This window comes from Streptomyces sp. NBC_00859 (genome assembly GCF_045161865.1).
Classification (GTDB): Bacteria; Actinomycetota; Actinomycetes; order Streptomycetales; family Streptomycetaceae; genus Streptomyces.
The window spans coordinates 5,589,489-5,608,077 of sequence record NZ_CP108826.1 but is presented as its reverse complement, the minus strand read 5'-3'; the positions used below and the strand labels follow the sequence as shown (position 1 = coordinate 5,608,077).

Below are 18,589 nucleotides of genomic sequence, written 5' to 3'. Positions count from 1 at the left end.
CGACATTCCGGCCGACCGGGGGCGGGAGTCAGGGTGGGCAGACCTGGGTGCCCCCTCGCGCCGACCGCCGCCGTGCGGCACAACCAGCACACCGGCCACCCCGCCATACGATCGCTGACCGCATACGACCGCTGACGGCTTCCACCGATCATCTACGGTTCCGCCATGACAACCGTGAAGCCCCGCCCCGATCTTCGGCCCCCCGGCCTGAACGCGGACGAGAAGACCACCCTGCTGACCTTCCTGGACTACCTGCGCCAGTCCGTCCTCGCGAAGGTGGCCGACGTCGCGGAGCCTGCGGTCCGCACGGCCGGCGTCCCCTCCGGGACCAGCCTGCTCCAACTGCTCAAGCACCTGACGGCCGTCGAGCTCAACTGGTTCATCTGGGCCTACGCCGGCGCCGACCACGAGCAATGGGACGACGAGGGTCCGGTGTCCGCCGACGACACCGCATCGGACTTGGCGGACGCCTATCGCGAGGCGGTTGCTCGGGCCAATGAGACCGTCCTCACCTGCACCGAACTGGACCGCCCCGGCGCCCGTTCGCTGCGCGAGACCCCGCCGCCGTCGATGCGCTGGGTACTGGTCCACATGATCGAGGAGACCGCCCGGCACGCCGGTCACGCGGACATCCTGCGCGAGCAGATCGACGGCTCGATCGGGCGATGACGCGGGTGCGGTGGATAAGGCGCGATCGCACCGGCCAACCGGTCGTGCGAGCCCTGACCACCCGCAACCACCGAACCCCTTGGAACCGATCATCCAGGGCGGAATCCGCCTCCTTCGTCCAGGCACCGGGAGAGCCATCCGGTGCCGGATTCCTCTCTCAACGCCTCCCGGGTTCCCGGACATCGATCGCTCCCGCGGACAGGGCCGGAAGGAGGGCCGTGCTGCCTGTCGACCGACGGCGGCCGGTCCATGGCCTCCTTGGCCGACAGTGCGGAGGCGATGCAGCTGCGCACGGCCGCTCGACTCCCGCGCCAGGCACGTGTCTTGACGGCCGAACAGGGGGTGCCCGCCGTCGAGTTCCGCTGTCCGGCCGCCCGGCCGGCCGAACCGCTCCGCGACATGCTCCGGGCCGCCGAGAGCCGGGGCCGCGGGCTCCGCGCCTGCGGAGAAGCGGCCGCCGGGGCCGACTCCCCCTGGGCCCCAACGCCCCACGCAGCAGGAGGGGCGGCATCCCCGCACGGGTGCCGCCCCTCCTGGCTGGTGCACCGGAGCCACCGGCGGGGTCGGTGAGGGTCGGGGTGAACCCGACGGCGGCTCCGGGGGTCTGTCAGCGGCTGTCGCTGCCGTCCGACTGGGCCGCCGCCCGGCCGGCTTCGAGCCTGGCCACCGGGATGCGGAACGGGGAGCACGAGACGTAGTCCAGGCCCACCTGGTGGAAGAAGTGCACCGACTCCGGGTCGCCGCCGTGTTCGCCGCAGACGCCCAGCTTGAGGTCGGGGCGCGTCGCGCGGCCCGCCTCACAGGCGCTGCGGACCAGAGCGCCGACCCCGTCACGGTCGATCGTCTCGAACGGGGAGACCCCGAAGATGCCCTTCTCCAGGTACGCGGTGAAGAACGACGCCTCCACGTCGTCGCGGGAGAAGCCCCAGACCGTCTGCGTGAGGTCGTTGGTGCCGAAGGAGAAGAACTGCGCCGCCTCGGCGATCTGGCCCGCCGTGAGGGCGGCGCGCGGCAGTTCGATCATGGTGCCGATGGTCAGTATCAGATCCGTGCCGGTGGCCGCCTCCACCTCCGCGATGACCCGGTCCGCCTCCTCGCGGACGATCTCCAGCTCCTGGACGGTGCCCACCAGCGGGATCATGATCTCCGCACGCGGGTCGCCCTTGGCGGCCTTGCGGGCGGCCGCCGCCTCGGCGATGGCCTTGACCTGCATGGCGAACAGGCCGGGGATGACCAGCCCGAGGCGCACCCCGCGCAGGCCCAGCATCGGGTTCTGCTCGTGGAGCTTGTGCACGGCCTGGAGGAGACGCAGATCGTTCTCGTTGGCGTCCTTGCGGGACTCGGCGAGAGCGACGCGCACCGAGAGCTCGGTGATGTCCGGAAGGAACTCGTGCAGCGGCGGGTCGAGGAGACGGACCGTGACGGGAAGCCCGTCCATCGCCTCGAACAGCTCGATGAAGTCCTTCTTCTGGAGCGGCAGCAGCGCTCCCAGTGCCTTGTCGCGCTCGTCGTCCGTGTCGGCCAGGATCAGCCGCTCGACCAGCTCGCGGCGCTCGCCGAGGAACATGTGCTCGGTACGGCAGAGCCCGATGCCCTGGGCGCCGAACCGCCGGGCGCGCAAGGCGTCCTCGGCGTTGTCCGCGTTGGCCCGCACCCGCAGGCGGCGGCGCCGGTCCGCGTACGCCATGATCCGGTGGACCGCCTCGACCAGTTCGTCCGCGTCGTCGGCGCCCGCGTGCATCCGGCCCTCGAAGTACTCGACGACCGGCGACGGGACGACCGGCACCTCGCCCGCGTACACCTTGCCGGACGAACCGTCGATCGAGACGACGTCGCCCTCCTCGATGACCACCCCGTTCGGTGCGGTCATCCGGCGGCGCTTGGTGTCGACCTCGATCTCCTCGGCGCCGCAGACACAGGTCTTGCCCATGCCCCGGGCGACCACGGCCGCGTGCGAGGTCTTGCCACCGCGTGAGGTGAGGATGCCCTCGGCGGCGATCATGCCGTCCAGGTCGTCCGGGTTGGTCTCGCGGCGGATCAGGATGACCTTCTCGCCCGAACGCGACCACTTGATCGCGGTGTACGAGTCGAAGACCGCCTTGCCCACGGCTGCGCCCGGCGAAGCGGCGATGCCGCGCCCGAGCAGGTCCGCCTTGGCCTGGCCGTCGAAGCGCGGGAACATCAGCTGCGCGAGCTGCGCCCCGTTCACCCGCTGGAGCGCCTCGGCCTCGTCGATCAGCCCCTGGTCGACGAGCTGGGTGGCGATCCGGAACGCGGCACCGGCGGTGCGCTTGCCGACGCGGGTCTGGAGCATCCACAACTGGCCGCGCTCGATGGTGAATTCGATGTCGCAGAGATCCTTGTAGTGGGTCTCCAGGGTCTCCATGATCTGCATGAGCTGGTCGTACGACTTCTTGTCGATCTTTTCGAGATCGGCGAGGGCAACGGTGTTGCGGATACCCGCGACGACGTCCTCGCCCTGCGCGTTCTGCAAGTAGTCGCCGTAGACGCCCTGGTGACCGCTGGCGGGGTCGCGGGTGAAGGCGACGCCCGTACCGGAGTCGGGGCCCAGGTTCCCGAAGACCATCGAGCAGATGTTGACCGCGGTACCGAGGTCACCGGGAATGCGCTCCTGGCGCCGGTAGAGCTTGGCGCGGTCGGTGTTCCACGACTCGAAGACGGCCCTTATGGCGAGGTCCATCTGCTCGCGCGGGTCCTGCGGGAAGTCCCGGCCCGCGGCCTGCTTGACGATCTTCTTGAACCGTCCGACCAGCTTCTTCAGGTCGGACGCTTCCAGATCGGTGTCGACGCTGACCTTCTTGGCCTTCTTCGCGGCCTCCAGGGCCTCCTCGAAGAGGTCGCCGTCGACGTCGAGGACGGTCTTGCCGAACATCTGGATGAGCCGGCGGTAGGAGTCCCAGGCGAACCGCTCGTCACCGGACTGCTTGGTGAGGCCGACCACGGACTTGTCCGAGAGGCCGATGTTCAGGACGGTGTCCATCATGCCCGGCATGGAGAACTTGGCACCCGAACGGACCGAGACGAGAAGCGGGTTGCCGGCCTGGCCGAGCTCCTTGCCCATCGTCTTCTCCAGGGCAGCGAGGTGTGCACTCACCTCGTCGCGGAGTTCCACGGGCTCGTCGCCGCTGTCGAGGTAGGTCTTGCACGCCTCGGTCGTAATGGTGAAACCCGGAGGGACGGGAAGACCGAGGTTGGTCATCTCGGCGAGGTTGGCACCCTTCCCACCGAGCAGGTCCTTGAGGTTGCGGTTGCCTTCTGTGAAGTCATAAACGAACTTCTGCGGCGCTTGCGCCTGAGTTACGTGGGGTTCTGCGTTCTTCGATTCCGGCACGGGACTCGACTCCTCGCGGACTGGCTGCCCTGACGGCGAGGAACATACCCAGATCGAAGGCCCCTGGGTACGTCCACCTGTGCGTCGTACGGCCGTAACCACTCGTCTGCCAGCAGATCGAAAGCGATCGGAAGACCGGGGGCCACCCACCCATGAGTTCAACTCTTGAAGGCTTCACAGCTGTACGTAGTGACGTGGGTCCAGTTTCAGCCACACAGGGCGATGTCGGCTTCACAGAAGGAACGGTTCACGCCTGGCACCCAGTGCCAGCCTTTGAGAAGTACACCCCAGGTTTAATCGCTCATCTGAGCAGCCTTGCGATCAGAGGTGGCGAGAATCACGCCACCTACTCGGCCCTGATGCCACTATTCGGACTCCGCCTGTTCGATAAACGGACAGTTCATGGCGATTAATGGGCAACCTGCACTCAGTGCCGCGGCGATGGCGCATCCCCAGGGCTGGTGAGGCCCATTTTCCAGCCGTTTCCCATGACTGACGGCCCCACCCCCGGCCGCCGCTCTTATGAGCGGCGGCCGGGGGTGGGGGAAGTGACCGGAGGCCAGGAAGGCGACGGGCCGGGTTCAGCCGCCCGACGTGTCGAGTTCGGCATCGGCGCCCACGCCGGCGCAGTCGTACGGATCCTTCAGCCAGCCGTCGGGGAGGACGACCCGGTTGTTGCCCGACGTACGCCCTCGCGGCCCGTCGGCGCCGTCCGGCCACGGCTGATCCAGGTTCAGCTCGTGCAGCTGCGTGCCCAGCTCGTCGAGCGACGAAGTGACGGCGAGCTTCTTGCGCATCTCGGAGCCGACCGAGAACCCCTTCAGGTACCAGGCCACATGCTTGCGGAAGTCGATCACGCCGTGCGTCTCGTCACCGATCCACTCCCCCAGCAGCGTCGCGTGGCGCAGCATGACAGCGGCGACCTCGCGCAGCGTCGGCGCCTGCCGGGTCGGCGTCCCCTCGAAGCCGCTCACCAGGTCGGCGAAGAGCCAGGGCCGCCCCAGGCAGCCACGCCCCACGACCACACCGTCGCAGCCTGTCTCGCGCATCATCCGCAGCGCGTCGTCCGCGCACCAGATGTCGCCGTTGCCGAGGACGGGAATCTCCGGGACATGCTCCTTGAGCCGGGCGATGGCGTCCCAGTCGGCGGTGCCGCCGTAGTGCTGGGCGGCCGTCCTGCCGTGCAGCGCGACGGCGGTGACGCCCTCCTCCACCGCGATCCGCCCCGCGTCGAGATAGGTGAGGTGGTCGTCGTTGATGCCCTTGCGCATCTTGATGGTGACCGGGACCGCGCCCGCGTTGGAGACCGCTTCGTTCAGGATCGCGCGCAGCAGCGGCCGCTTGAACGGGAGCGCGGAGCCGCCGCCCTTGCGGGTGACCTTGGGGACCGGGCAGCCGAAGTTCAGGTCGATGTGGTCGGCGAGATCCTCATCGACGATCATGCGGACCGCCTTGCCGACCGTGACCGGATCCACTCCGTACAGCTGGATCGAGCGCGGCGTCTCGGTCTTGTCGAAGTGGATCAGCTGCATGGTCTTGGCGTTGCGCTCCACCAGCGCCCGCGTCGTGATCATTTCGCTGACGAACAGGCCCTTGCCGCCGCTGAATTCACGGCAGAGCGTGCGGAAGGGGGCGTTGGTGATACCCGCCATGGGGGCGAGCACGACGGGCGGCTGCACGGAGTGCGGGCCGATGGAGAGCGTGGTCATGCATCCATTGTCGCGTACACGAAAGTCGTTAGTTAGCCGTACTATTCATGCATGCCCGAGCTCAACCACCGCCGGCGGATGCTGGTGCTCGCGATCTGCTGCATGAGCCTGCTGATCGTCAGCCTCGACAACACCGTCCTGAACGTCGCCCTCCCCTCGATGCAGAAGGAGCTGCACTCGTCGGTCTCCGGACTCCAGTGGACGATCGACGCATACACACTGGTCCTGGCCTCGCTGCTGATGCTCGCCGGCTCGACGGCCGACCGGATCGGCCGCCGCAGGGTCTTCAAGGCGGGCCTGGTGATATTCACCCTCGGCTCCGCCCTCTGCTCGGTCGCACCGAATCTGGAATCACTGATCATCTTCCGGATGGTGCAGGCCATCGGCGGCTCCATGCTCAACCCTGTCGCGATGTCGATCATCACCAACACCTTCACCGAGCCACGCGAACGCGCTCGCGCCATCGGCGTCTGGGGCGGCGTCGTGGGGATCTCGATGGCGGCAGGCCCGATCGTGGGCGGCCTCCTGGTGGACTCGGTCGGCTGGCGTTCGATCTTCTGGATCAACCTTCCGGTGGGCCTGGCCGCTCTGGTGCTCACCTGGCGCTACGTGCCCGAGTCGCGGGCTCCGAAGGGCCGCAGGCCGGACCCGGTGGGCCAGCTGTTCGTCATCGCGCTGCTGGGCTCGGTGACCTACGCGATCATCGAGGCGCCGTCGGCGGGGTGGACGTCACCGCTGATCCTGTCCTTCGCGGGTGTGGCACTTCTCGCGCTGGTGGGACTCGTGCTGTACGAGCCGAGGCGCCCCGAGCCCCTGATCGATCTGCGCTTCTTCCGCAGCGCTCCGTTCAGCGGGGCCACGGTCATCGCGGTCTGCGGCTTCGCCGCGCTCGGCGGTTTCCTCTTCCTCAACACGCTCTATCTCCAGAACGTCCGCGGTCTGTCCGCCCTGCACGCCGGCCTCTACATGCTGCCGATGGCCGTGCTGACCTTTGTCTGCGCCCCGCTGTCGGGACGCCTGGTGGGCAACCGGGGGCCCCGTATCTCGCTGCTCGCCGCCGGGGTGGCGATGGCGCTGAGCGGTCTGGTTTTCGCGGTTCTCGACGCGGAGACGAACACGGCGCTGCTCTTCACCGGATACGTACTGTTCGGGATCGGCTTCGGCATGGTGAACGCCCCGATCACCAACACCGCAGTCTCCGGAATGCCCCGCGCGCAGGCCGGCGTCGCGGCGGCCGTCGCGTCGACCAGCCGGCAGATCGGTTCGACGCTGGGGGTCGCCGTCATCGGGGCCGTGCTGGCCTCGGGCGTGAGCGGTGCGTCACACACCGAGGGCTTCGCCGCAGCCAGCAGAACTGCCTGGTGGATCATCACCGGGTGCGGTCTGGCCGTCCTGGTCTTCGGTCTGCTGACCAGCGGGAAGTGGGCTCAGCGCTCGGCCCGCCGGACCGCGGAGCGGCTGGACGCCCCCGAGACGGCTCAGGCGGCGGTCGACGCCAAGGTGTAGAGCCGCTCCAGGCGTTCACGGGACTCCGTGTCGGCCGGTACGTAGGTCACCAGGCGCGGCCCCGACAGCGGCCCGAGCCAGAGGCTGGTGTGGTCCACCTTCAGCGGCCCGACCTCGCGGTTGTGGAACCACTTGGTCTTGTCGCCGACGCCCACGACCTCGTGCCGGGCCCAGATCTCGCGGAACTCCGGAGACGCGGTCTCCAGCCGTTTGAGCAGCGCCTTCCACGGCGGCTCCGCGAGGTGCCCGGCCATCGAGGCCCGGAACTTGGCTGCCATCACCCGGTGCGCCCCGTCGAGGTCGACGATGGAGGACCGCCACGCCTCGTTGGTGAAGGCGAGCAGCAGGCAGTTGCGGTCCTCGGGCGCGACCGCGTCGAGGTCGCAGAGCAGCCGGCCATAGGTGCGGTTGTACGCGAGGATGTCGTAGCGGCTGTTCTGGATACAGGCGGGAATCGGGTCGAGCTGTTCGAGCAACGCCGACAGTGCGGGCGTGATGCCCGCGCAGGTCGCGCCGGGCGCCGGGTCGACCGCTCCGGCGAGTGCGAAGAGATGCGTCCGCTCGCTGGGGTCGAGCAGCAGGGAGCGGGCGATGGCGTCGAGGACCTGCGGCGAGACCTGGATGTCCCGTGCCTGCTCCAGCCACGTGTACCAGGTGACCCCGACCGCGGAGAGCTGGGCGACCTCCTCGCGGCGCAGACCCGGTGTCCGCCTGCGGGAGCCGGGGGCCAGCCCGACCTGCTCGGGGGTGATGCGCTCCCGGCGGCTGCGCAGAAAGCCGGCGAGCTCATGCCTGCGGACATCGGTCTCCGGTGCCATGGTGGTCATGGATCCAGACTGCAGCACCGCGCAGCCCATTGCCAGGTACTCCTGATACCAGGATAAGGAGACTCTGGTACCAGGTTGAGCGAGGGCGGATGCTCGTCTCCGTGAGCAATACGACGGTACGAACCTCATCCACCCTCCCCCGGACCGGTTCCCTGCACGACCACCCCACCCCGGTACTCGGCACGCTGGGCCTGTTCACGGTGCTGCTCGGGGCGGCGCTGCCGCTGATCGACTTCTTCATCGTCAATGTCGCCCTGCCCACCATCGACCACGATCTGGACGCGGGTCCCGCGATGCTGGAGCTGGTCGTCGCCGGATACGGCGTCGCCTACGCGGTTCTGCTCGTACTCGGCGGCCGGCTCGGTGACATGGCCGGCCGGCGCAGGCTCTTCCTGCTCGGGATGGCCCTCTTCGGCCTCACCTCGCTCGCCTGCGGCCTCTCGCCCAACGCCTGGACACTGGTCGGCGCGCGGGTCGCGCAGGGGGCCTCGTCGGCGCTGATGCTGCCGCAGGTGCTCGCCACCATCCAGGCGACGACGGCGGGCCCGCGCCGGGCGAAGGCGATGGGGCTGTACGGAGCCACGGCCGGGCTCTCCATGGTGGCCGGGCAGATCGTCGGCGGCGTACTGGTCGCGGCGGACGTGGCGGGCACCGGCTGGCGGTCGATCTTCCTGGTCAATGTGCCGGTGGCGGTCCTCGGTCTGGTGCTGGCAGTCCGCTCCGTCCCGGAGACCCGGTCCGAGAAGCCCGCGCCCGTCGACATACCGGGCACCCTGCTGCTCGGGCTCTCGCTGGTGACGCTCCTCGCTCCGCTGACGGAGGGCCGGGCCGCCGGGTGGCCCCTGTGGACCTGGGTGTCACTGGGGGTCTTCCCCTTCGCAGCTGCCGCCTTCTACCTCACCGAGCGGGCGGCGGACCGCAGGGGCGAGGTGCCTCTGGTGCCGCCCAGCCTGCTGCGCCTCGATTCACTGCGGCGCGGGCTCACGCTGGTGGTGCCGTTCTCGATCGGTTTCGGCGGCTTCATGTTCGTCATCGCGGTCGCCCTCCAGCAGGGGCTGCGGATGGGACCGGTGACGGCGGGACTCGCACTCGCGCCGATGGCTGCGGCCTTCTTCGCCGCGTCGCTGGCGGGCCCCCGGCTCGTCGGCAGGTACGCCAGCCGGGTCGTGACCGCCGGCGGGATCATCCAGGCCGTGGGCGTCGCGGTCATCGCGGCGACCGTGTGGTGGGGCTGGTCCGGCCTCGGCATCGCCGCCCTGGCCCCGGGTACCGCCCTGGCCGGATTCGGCCAGGGGCTCCAGCTGCCGGTGCTGTTCCGGATCGTGCTCTCCGACGTACCGGCCGAGCGGGCCGGGGTGGGTGGCGGCGTGATGACAACGACGCAACAGGCCTCGCTCGCACTGGGAGTGGCCACGCTCGGCTCACTCTTCCTTTCCCTGACCCCGTCGCTGGGGATGCGGGAGGCGCTGACGGTGACGCTGCTGCTGCAGCTGGCCACGGTCGCCGTCACCGCACTGCTCAGCCTGCGGCTGCCACGCACGGTGCGGTGACACCGCGGCCGGCGAAGCTCCCTCCGCGGGCCGGCGGCACTTCCCGTGCGGGGCGGACGGTTTTCCGTGCGGAGCGGACGATGTCCGTGCGGGCCGGGCGCAGTGGACTCACCGGACGCTCACCTGTGGAGGACGTGCTCGGCCATGTCCCGGACCGCGTCGGCCAGGATGTCCGGGGCGCTGAGGTGGGCGATGTGTCCCTGGCCGGAGAGCGTGACGATCCGCGCGTTCGGCAGGGTTGCCGCCAGGTCGGTCAGGCGTCCGCGCAAGTGGGCCGGGCTGAGGTCTCCCTCGATCAGGGTCGTCGGCGTCTCGAGGCCCGCGAAACGGCCGATGCCCACACCGAGCGCGTCGATCGCCTCGTCCTCCGCGATCTGCGCCGCCGCGTAGGCCGCGAAGAGCGCTCGTACGGACTGGTCGGCGAACATCGCGTCGACCGTGCTCGCGGGCATACGGACGATGTCGCGCATATGGATCCGCATCGCCTCGACCGGGTCGCCCGCGTCGAGCGCCGCACGGGCACGCACGCCCGCCGCACCGGCGATCAGCTCGCGGGTGGGCAGAGGAGGCTCGTAGAGGAAGAGTCCCGCGAACGCCGACGGGTCGAGCAATGCGGCTTCCAGCGCGGCGACGGCTCCTGAGGAATGTCCCACGAGAAGCACAGGGGATTCGAGGAGTCCGGCGACGGCAAGGATGTCCGCCGCCTCAGCCGCCATCGAGTGGGGAAGTGCGATGACTGCCCCGGGAGCGTAGATGCGCCGGTGCATCCTTACGACACGGAAGTCGTCGGTCAGATGGCGGGTGACACCGTCCCACGTTGTCGCGTCTCCGCCGCCGGGATGGACCACCAGCAGGGTCGGCCCTGATCCGTCGTCGAGAGTGGTGATGGGCGCTACGTCATCGGCCGATGCGAGAGGCTCAGTCATGCGGACAAGTCTGCATCTGCCGGCCGACATCGCACCGACAGGCTGCCGACAGAGCGCCGACGGACTGCTGCCCCCAGAGAGGCCCGCCGCGGTGGGCCCGGCCTCGGTGGGCGCCGCGGCAGACCGGCGCCCACCGCTGGCGGCCTGCGGGGGTCTCTCTCGCAGGGGGCGCGGGCGTTCGCGGCGACGGGCACCCGGGAGGCGGAAGAGCGCGTCGGCGTTGCCCCGGCGCACCGGTCTGCCGCGGCGCCGCCCGGCCCGGACATGACGGTGGGGTCCGGTCGTGGTGACGACCGGACCCCACCGTCATGTTGCCGGGCCGTCCAGTGTGCTGCTCTCACGCTGTTCCGGGGCTGCCGGGTGATGTCACCCCCGGCCGTATGTCAGCCCTGGGCTTCGGGGCCTTCAGTGACCCCGGCCCCCTCGGCCCGCTCACGCATCTTCTGGAGCAGTTCGTGCTTCTGATCAGCAGCTGACCTGCGGTCCTCGGCGCCGGCGGCGGCCGAGCTCTGTGCTCCGGAACGGGGCATCTTCTTGCGCTGCCCGCCCACGCCAAGAAGGTTGTTGCGACTCTTTGCCATGCTGGTCAGAGTACCGGGCGCACCCGCGGCGGCCCTACCGCATTTTCGGCCGCACCGGTTCCACCTGAGGCGTACACGATCAACCGTTCCCCGCGGATGTGCGCAACGAATCGCCGCAGATGCACAAGGAACCTGCATTACGGGGCACTACGCACGCCTCGTAAGGTTCTGCCCTGTACGTGGAGCGGTGGAGACCCCAGGCTCGGCGGTCCCACCTGCTGTGCGCCGGGACGCGCACCCGCAGACGGTGCCGTCTGCGCAGGAGGTCCCCGTCGTCAGAGCAGGCAGCGATGAAGGAGCCTCACCGTGGCACGACCTGACGCAGCGCCGACCACCCGGGACCGGTCGGCCCCCGGTGGCCCCGGTCCCAGGCCGGGCGGTGGTGGCATCGGCGCCCGGCTGGTACGGCGCAAGCCCGTGGAGCGCCTGATCGCCGAGGGCGGCCAGGGCGAGGGCGGGCAGCTCAGGCGCTCGCTCGGCATGTGGCAACTCACCATGATCAGCATCGGGGCCACCCTGGGCACCGGAATCTTCGTGGTCCTCGGCGAGGCGGTCCCCAAGGCCGGGCCCGCCGTCGTCATCTCCTTCGTGATCGCAGGACTCACCGCCCTCTTCTCCGCGCTGTCGTACGCCGAGCTGGCCGGCACCATCCCGGTCTCCGGATCGTCGTACTCGTACACCTACGCCACGATGGGCGAGTTCATCGCCTGGATCTGCGGCTGGTGTCTGATGCTGGAGTACGGGGTGTCCGTCGCGGCCGTGGCCGTCGGCTGGGGCCAGTACCTCAACGAGTTCCTGGACGGCACCATCGGGGTCACGATCCCCACCGCCCTGTCGGCCCCGCCCGGGGACGGTGGCATCGTCAACATCCCCGCCCTGCTCGTCGTCCTGCTGGCGATGGCCTTCCTGCTCGGCGGTGCCCGGGAGAGCGCCCGCGCCAACACGATCATGGTGGTCGTGAAGATCGCCTCACTGATCCTCTTCTGCGCGGTCGCCGCATCGGGCATCAAGGCGGGCAACTACAAGCCCTTCATGCCGCTCGGTATGACCGGCGTCAGCGCGGCGGGTGCCAGCCTCTTCTTCTCGTACATCGGCTTCGACGCCGCCTCCACCGCCGGCGAGGAGGCCCGCAACCCAAAGCGCGACATGCCGCGCGCGATCATGCTCTCGCTGCTGATCGTCACCGCGCTGTACTGCCTGGTGGCCCTGATCGCCGTCGGCGCCATGCCGTGGCAGCACTTCCACAACGCGGACGCCGCCCTAGCCCAGATCATGCGTGACGTCACGGGCCAGAGCTTCTGGGCCGTGCTGCTCGCCGCCGGGGCGGTCATCGCCATCGCCAGCGTGGTGCTGACCGTTCTCTACGGGCAGACCCGCATCCTCTTCTCCATGGCCCGCGACGGTCTGGTGCCCAAGGTCTTCGCCAAGGTCGGGCCGCGGACCGGGGCGCCCGTCGCCAACACGGTGATCGTCTCGCTGTTCTGCGGCGTCCTCGCCGCCGTCGTCCCGCTGGGCGAGCTGGCCAACGCCACCAGCATCGGCACGCTCTTCGCCTTCGCTCTGGTCAACGTGGCCGTCATCGTGCTCCGCAGGACCCGCCCCGATATGCCGCGGACCTTCCGGGTGGCGTTCTCGCCGGTCACCCCGGCCATCGGTTTCGCGCTCTGCCTGTGGATGATGACGAGCCTCGGCGCCAAGACCTGGGTGTGGTTCGGAATCTGGATGGCCGCCGGTCTCGTGCTGTACTTCGGATACGGCATGCGCCGCTCCCAGCTCGCCCGCGAAGACGCGCCCGGCCGCGACGGCGCGACCGCCCGAGAAGAAGTGTGATCCACCCGCCTTGCGACTGAACGATCTCGACGAACGCATCGTCCACGCCCTCGCCGAGGACGCGCGCCGCTCCTACGCCGACATCGGCGACCGGGTCGGCCTGTCCGCACCCGCCGTCAAGCGCAGGGTCGACCGGCTCCTCGCCTCCGGCGCCATCACCGGATTCACCGTGCGGGTGGACCCCGCCGCACTGGGGTGGGAGACCGAGGCGTTCGTCGAGATCCACTGCCGCCACAACACGTCGCCCGAGGACATCCGGCGCGGCATGTCCCGCTATCCGGAGGTGGCGTCCGCCTCGACCGTCACCGGTGAGGCGGACGCCGTGGTGCAGATCTACGCCGAGGACGTGCGCCATTTCGAGCGGGTCCTGGAACGCATCGCGGGCGAACCGTTCGTGGAGCGCACCAAGTCCGTCCTTGTGCTGTCCCCGCTGGTCCGCCGTTTCAGCTCCGGCTCCCCGGCGTAGCGCCCACCCCGGCGTAGCGCCCACCCCGCCGGGGAGCCGGGCCGGCGGGACGCCTCCACCCCGGCATGACGGGTGACAGATATTGAAATCTGTCACCCGTCATGCCATAGTCGCTCTGCGCCGGTTTCCGGCAGCTGCCGATCCGATCCGATCCCAGCCCAGCCCAGCCGTGCGCCCAGGGCTGATCCCGGAACTCACGATCCGATTTTTTCAGGTCCGCTTTCAGGTCCGGCTCCCGTCCCGATGTCCGTCCCGATGTCCGGCCCGATTCCAGGTCCGAGAACCAGCGTCCGACAACCAGCGTCCGACTCCAGCTAGGAGCTCCACATGGCGACCGCCCCCGTACCCACCCGCACCCTCGGCACGGCAGGACCGTTGACCTCCACCCTTGGTCTCGGCTGCATGGGAATGTCAGCGCTGTACGGCACCGCCGACCGTGCCGAATCGATCGCCACCGTCCACGCCGCGCTCGACGCGGGGGTGACGCTGCTCGACACGGGCGACTTCTACGGCATGGGCCACAATGAGCTGCTGATCGGCGAGGCCCTGCGCACCGCGCCGGCCACCCGCCGCGAACAGGCGCTCACCAGCGTCAAGTTCGGCGCTCTGCGCACCGTCGAAGGCGCGTTCACCGGCTATGACGGCCGGCCGAACGCGGTCAAGAACTTCGCCGCCTACTCGCTCCAGCGGCTCGGCACCGACCACATCGACATCTACCGCATCGCGCGCGTCGACCCGGACGTGCCGATCGAGGAGACCGTCGGCGCCATCGCGGAGCTGATCGAAGCGGGCCATGTGCGGTACGTGGGGCTCTCCGAGGTCGGCGCCGACACGATCCGCCGGGCCGCGGCGACCGCACCGATCGCGGACCTCCAGATCGAGTACTCGCTGCTCTCCCGTGGCATCGAGGCGGAGATCCTGCCCACCACCCGTGAGCTGGGCATCGGCATCACCGCGTACGGCGTGCTCTCCCGCGGTCTGATCAGCGGCCACTTCACCCGCGACCGCGAGCTGACCCCGGGCGACTTCCGCAGCACGAGCCCCCGCTTCCAGGGTGAGAACCTCCAGCACAACCTCGACCTGGTCGACGCGCTGCGGAAGGTCGCCGAGCAGAAGGGCGTCTCCGTCGCCCAGACCGCCATCGCCTGGGTCTCGGCCCGCGGCGAGGACATCGTCCCGCTGATCGGCGCCCGGACACGCGACCGGCTGACCGAGGCCCTCGGCTCGTTGGACATCACGCTGGACGCAGCGGACATCACCGCCATCGAGGACGCCGTCCCGGCCGGATCCGCCGCGGGTGAGCGCTACCCGGCCGGTCAGATGGCCCACCTGGACAGCGAACGCTGAGGCCCCGGTACGGTCGGGAGCGTACGACTTCCGACCCGCCGGCAGCGTCCCACTCTCCCGACCGCCGGCAGCGCGTCCCCCCGCAAGGCGGCGCAGCACCGAAAGGCAGCGCAGGCGCGATGACCCCCGAAGCTCTGACACCTGAGCGCATTCTTGAGGCGACCGAGGACGTGCTGCGCCGATACGGCCCGGCCAAGGCGACGGTGGTCGATGTGGCGCGGGTGCTCGGGGTGAGCCACGGCAGCGTCTACCGCCACTTCCGGACCAAGGCGGCGCTGCGCGAGGCGGTCACCGAGCGCTGGCTGCACAAGTCGGAGGCGGCGCTGGCCCAGTTCGCGGACGACCGTGCGACCTCCGCACCGGCCCGGCTGGAGAACTGGCTGGCGAGCCTTTTCGCGGCGAAGCGACACAAAGCGGGCGGCGATCCCGAGCTGTTCGCGACCTTCGGGGTGCTGACCGAAGAGAACAGCGGGGTCGTCGACCGCCACATCGGAACGCTGGTCGGCCAGCTGGCCCGGATCATCGAGGACGGCTGCTCGCAGGGCGAGTTCACCGCTTCCGGCGTGGACTTCACGGTGTCGGCCCGTGCGGTCTTCGACGCCACCAACCGCTTCCACGACCCGGTCTACGCGGCGGAGTGGGGCCGCCCCGGCATCGAGGACGACTTCGCCGCCGTACGGAATCTGTTGCTGAGCGGGCTCAGGGCTCGCTGATCGGGCGGTGGCTGGACTCCGGGGGCCGACGGGCCGGAGCCCCGGCCGGGACGCGCCGCGGTTTGCGCGGTCGCCCCGCGGGCTTCGGCCAGATGTTCCTCGGCCTTGAGCCGGGGAAGGAACCGGGCCTCCTGGCGCAGGCCACACGTGTCGCAGAGCAACGGCCTCTGCGCCGCTGCCTTCTGCATCCGTACGCCATGTTCCAGGCCATCGGAGTCACGTCGTCTGCCGACCGTGCTGGTGGTGGACCGCGTACGACCCTCATCTGGACGAGTGCGGTCAGTGTCGCGTATGCCATCGGTCACCAGCCGGGGTATCCGATATGGACCGTCCCGGCGCGGGACGAGACATCGACGCGATGGTCCGCAGCCGGGTCGTCAACGCCCTTCTCGACCGACCAGGTCCCCGAGCGCGTACCACCTCGCACCCGGTAGTGCGAGCCCAGCGGCACGGTCGCGGAGAACACCCCGGCCCCCACCGAACCGGTCAGCTTCTCGGGCGGGGCGGCGAATTCAAGCCTCGCGTCACCCGATCCCGTCCCGGCATCGACGGTTTTCGACGTGAGGGCGATCCCCTCGACCGCACCCGATCCGGTACGGACCTTCACCGGCCCCGCCACCCCGTACAGCTGCAACCCGCCGGAGCCCGACCTCAGATCCACGGACCCGATGAGCCCGCTCACCCTGACCTGGCCCGATCCGGAGACCACGCGTACCGCTACTCCCGGGGGCACCGCCAGGTCGAGCCGCACCGAGCAGCCGAGGCTGGTCAGCGCCAACGTGCCGTCGCAACGGGTGCGTACACGCAGCGTGGTGCCGTCCCAGTACCGGTCGACGACAGGCCTGCGCAGCGACCAGTTCAGCTCCTGATGAATGCGTACCTCGCGGCCCGTTCCCGCGCTGATCGACACATCGGAGCTGCCGGAGTCCACATCGACGGCCCGCACCGCGTGCTGCTCGACCGTCTCCGTGCTGGTGAATGACCGGGTCTGGCGGGCGAGTTGCGCCCACGCTTCGGCTCCGACCGGAATGACAAGAAGCAGCGCGCTCAGCACCGCAACGCCGATCCAGGTTCCGCGACGGCGGCGGAGGCCGTCGCCGGTGGTCATGAGCCGTCCAGGAATCGCAGCACCGCGAGTACCCGCCGGTGGTCGCCATCCGCCTGGCCCAGATCGAGTTTGGCGAAGATGTTGTTGATGTGCTTCGCCACGGCACTCTCACTGACCACGAGTTGCTCGGCGATACCCGCGTTGGAACGGCCTTCGGCCATCAGCGCGAGAACCTCACGCTCCCGCGGGGTCAGCCGGTCCAGCGGGTCAGCCCCTCGACGGCGGAGCAGCAGCTGTGCGACCACCTGCGGGTCGAGCGCGGTTCCGCCCGCAGCCACCCGCTTCAGGGCATCCATGAACTCCTCTACGTCCGCGACACGTTGCTTCAGCAGGTAGCCGATGCCGCCCGTCTGCGCGGACAGCAGATCGGCCGCATACCGCTCCTCGACGTACTGGGAGAGGAGCAGCACCGCGGTCTCGGGCCACTGCCGCCGGATCATCAGCGCTGCCTTCACCCCCTCGTCGCTGAAGCCGGGCGGCATCCGGACGTCGACGAGGGCCAGTTGCGGCCTGTGTTCGCCGACCGCCGCCAACAGCGCTTCCGCGTCGGCCGTCTCGGCGGCCACTTCGAAGCCCGCCATCTCCAGGACCTTGACCAGGCCGATTCTGAGCAGCACCGAGTCCTCGGCGATCACGGCCCGCACGGCAGCTCCACAGTGATGACAGTCGGGCCCCCGGCGGGGCTGTTGATCGAAAACGTTCCGTCGACCGACCCTACGCGTTGCGCAAGCCCGGCGAGGCCGGTGCCGCCCGAGGGATCGGCGCCCCCTCGGCCGTCGTCAACGACGTTTATACGGAGCAGGTCACCGCGGCTTCGCAGCTCCACGGAAACCCAGCGGGCGCGGGCGTGTTTCGCGACGTTGGCGAGTGCCTCGGAGACGACGAAGTAGGCAACGGCTTCCACCGTGGGCGTCGGCCGGCGCCCGATCTCGACGGTCAGGTCGACGGGCAGCGGCGCCCGCGCGGCGATCCCGGAGAGCGCGGCGTCCAGACCGCGGTCGTCGAGTACGGCAGGGTGCAGGCCCCGCACCAGGTTGTTGAGCTCCTCGATCGCTTCCTTGGCCTCCCGGTGGGCCTCGTCGATGACCTGCCGTGCCTCTGGTGGGAGATCGGTGAGAGCCGCTCGCGCTATGCCGAGGTTCATGGCGAGCGAGACCAGACGCTGCTGAGCGCCGTCGTGCAAGTCCCTTTCGATGCGCCGCCGTTCGGCATCGGCCGCGTCCACGACGCCCGCTCTGCTCTCGGCGAGGTTCTCCACCCGGCGCTCCAGTTCCTTGGCCCGGTTGGGGCCGAGGAGCGCCGCGGCCGCACTCACGTCCAGCCTGGCCACAGCGGCGGCCAGCCAGGGCGTGAGCAGGAGCAGCAGTACACCGAAGACCGTGAGCAGGACGTACTGCCCGGTCCAGCCGGGCAACCGTGCGTCGAGCGGCAGCGCCCAGATCCAGGAGAAGACAAACACGCCGGCGAACCCGGCACCCCAGGCGCAGACCACCAGCGCCCCTCCGGCCGCGGCCAGAGGCGATGCCAGCAGGTGGTAACCGAACTGCCGCCAGGTCGCGTCGGAACGCAGGCGCTCCGCCAGCCCCTTCCAGTGGAACTGTCTCTCCCGCCAGACGATTCCGGGCACATCGAGCCCGACCAGCGACCAGAACCGGCTGCGCTGCAGCCCGGTCAGAAACGGGCACAGTGCGAGCAGGACGACCGGCCCGCCGGGAAGGTGCCCAGGCAGCATGATCACGGTGGCTACGGCTAGTACGGCCGGCAGCGCGAGCGGCAGCCCGGCGGCGGCGAAGGCGGTGTTACGCCAGGCCCAGGCCGACCAGGGTGCATGCCCGGCTGCCCAGGAAGTAGGGCGCATTGACATGGGGACACCGTAGAGGGACGGCTCCTGACGGCTCCATCACGCTGCTGCCCGAATCCGGGGTGGTACTGGCACCACCCAAGGACGGACCCACGCGTTACTGACCTGGAGTGCTCCGGCGACGAACCTTGTTGACGTGCCCGA

The 18,589-nt window shown here is 69.8% G+C and carries 15 protein-coding genes; 7 read left to right on the top strand and 8 right to left on the bottom strand.

The window, feature by feature from the left end; translation table 11 throughout:
* Window positions 1–165: 165 nt before the first annotated feature.
* Complete coding sequence (locus OG584_RS24550; protein WP_405780960.1) at window positions 166–669, top strand: DinB family protein; 504 nt, start codon at window positions 166–168, stop codon at window positions 667–669.
* Between the two features lie 607 nt (window positions 670–1,276).
* Here OG584_RS24550 and ppdK read toward each other — a convergent pair.
* Both ppdK and dusB read right to left on the bottom strand, forming a co-directional pair.
* The gene (gene ppdK / locus OG584_RS24545; protein ID WP_405780959.1) at window positions 1,277–4,021 is read right to left on the bottom strand and encodes a pyruvate, phosphate dikinase; all 2,745 of its coding nucleotides are present in this window, start codon (window positions 4,019–4,021) and stop codon (window positions 1,277–1,279) included.
* A 581-nt stretch (window positions 4,022–4,602) separates the two neighbouring features.
* Window positions 4,603–5,730, bottom strand: a complete 1,128-nt coding sequence (gene dusB, locus OG584_RS24540; RefSeq protein WP_405780958.1) for a tRNA dihydrouridine synthase DusB — start codon at window positions 5,728–5,730, stop codon at window positions 4,603–4,605.
* 51 nt (window positions 5,731–5,781) lie between these two features.
* On the opposite strand from dusB, the gene OG584_RS24535 reads away from it, so the two are divergent.
* Window positions 5,782–7,236 (top strand): MFS transporter, encoded by a 1,455-nt coding sequence (locus OG584_RS24535; protein ID WP_405780956.1) that lies wholly within the window; start codon window positions 5,782–5,784, stop codon window positions 7,234–7,236.
* On the opposite strand, the gene OG584_RS24530 is transcribed toward OG584_RS24535, so the two are convergent.
* A complete protein-coding gene (locus tag OG584_RS24530) occupies window positions 7,209–8,063 on the bottom strand; it encodes a helix-turn-helix transcriptional regulator (RefSeq protein ID WP_405780955.1) in 855 nt (284 codons plus the stop codon). The two genes, OG584_RS24535 and OG584_RS24530, sit on opposite strands and share 28 nt — an antisense overlap.
* Window positions 8,064–8,152: 89 nt before the next feature.
* On the opposite strand from OG584_RS24530, the gene OG584_RS24525 reads away from it, so the two are divergent.
* Window positions 8,153–9,613: an MFS transporter gene (locus OG584_RS24525; protein WP_405780953.1), complete on the top strand. Its 1,461-nt coding sequence runs from the start codon at window positions 8,153–8,155 to the stop codon at window positions 9,611–9,613.
* Window positions 9,614–9,732: 119 nt separating this feature from the next.
* On the opposite strand, the gene OG584_RS24520 is transcribed toward OG584_RS24525, so the two are convergent.
* Together OG584_RS24520 and OG584_RS24515 are read right to left on the bottom strand one after the other, a co-directional pair.
* Window positions 9,733–10,539 (bottom strand): alpha/beta fold hydrolase, encoded by an 807-nt coding sequence (locus OG584_RS24520; RefSeq protein ID WP_405780951.1) that lies wholly within the window; start codon window positions 10,537–10,539, stop codon window positions 9,733–9,735.
* A 383-nt stretch (window positions 10,540–10,922) separates the two neighbouring features.
* Window positions 10,923–11,120 carry a DUF6243 family protein gene (locus tag OG584_RS24515; protein WP_405780950.1) on the bottom strand — a complete coding sequence of 66 codons (198 nt, stop codon included), beginning with the start codon at window positions 11,118–11,120 and terminating at the stop codon, window positions 10,923–10,925.
* Window positions 11,121–11,426: 306 nt separating this feature from the next.
* On the opposite strand from OG584_RS24515, the gene OG584_RS24510 reads away from it, so the two are divergent.
* The 4 genes from OG584_RS24510 (at window position 11,427) to OG584_RS24495 (ending at window position 15,476) form a co-directional block, all read left to right on the top strand.
* Window positions 11,427–12,950 (top strand): amino acid permease, encoded by a 1,524-nt coding sequence (locus OG584_RS24510; RefSeq protein WP_405780949.1) that lies wholly within the window; start codon window positions 11,427–11,429, stop codon window positions 12,948–12,950.
* 10 nt (window positions 12,951–12,960) lie between these two features.
* Window positions 12,961–13,416, top strand: coding sequence for an Lrp/AsnC family transcriptional regulator (locus OG584_RS24505; protein ID WP_405780948.1), 456 nt, complete (start codon window positions 12,961–12,963; stop codon window positions 13,414–13,416).
* A 327-nt stretch (window positions 13,417–13,743) separates the two neighbouring features.
* On the top strand, window positions 13,744–14,763 hold the full coding sequence (locus OG584_RS24500; RefSeq protein ID WP_405780946.1) for an aldo/keto reductase: 1,020 nt from the start codon (window positions 13,744–13,746) through the stop codon (window positions 14,761–14,763).
* Between the two features lie 119 nt (window positions 14,764–14,882).
* Window positions 14,883–15,476, top strand: coding sequence for a TetR/AcrR family transcriptional regulator (locus OG584_RS24495; protein ID WP_405780944.1), 594 nt, complete (start codon window positions 14,883–14,885; stop codon window positions 15,474–15,476).
* A gap of 301 nt (window positions 15,477–15,777) precedes the next feature.
* Here the strand turns inward: OG584_RS24495 and OG584_RS24490 are convergent, their stop codons facing one another.
* Genes OG584_RS24490 through OG584_RS24480 form a run of 3 tightly spaced genes read right to left on the bottom strand, consistent with a single transcriptional unit; the run spans window position 15,778 to window position 18,442 of the window.
* Window positions 15,778–16,584, bottom strand: a complete 807-nt coding sequence (locus tag OG584_RS24490) for a hypothetical protein (RefSeq protein ID WP_405780942.1) — start codon at window positions 16,582–16,584, stop codon at window positions 15,778–15,780.
* Entirely contained in the window at window positions 16,581–17,228 is a 648-nt protein-coding gene (locus OG584_RS24485; protein WP_405780941.1) for a response regulator, read from the bottom strand. The genes OG584_RS24490 and OG584_RS24485 overlap by 4 nt, the downstream gene beginning before the upstream one ends.
* Complete coding sequence (locus OG584_RS24480; RefSeq protein WP_405784259.1) at window positions 17,216–18,442, bottom strand: histidine kinase; 1,227 nt, start codon at window positions 18,440–18,442, stop codon at window positions 17,216–17,218. Before OG584_RS24480 ends, OG584_RS24485 begins: the two co-directional genes overlap by 13 nt.
* Between the last annotated feature and the right edge of the window lie 147 nt (window positions 18,443–18,589).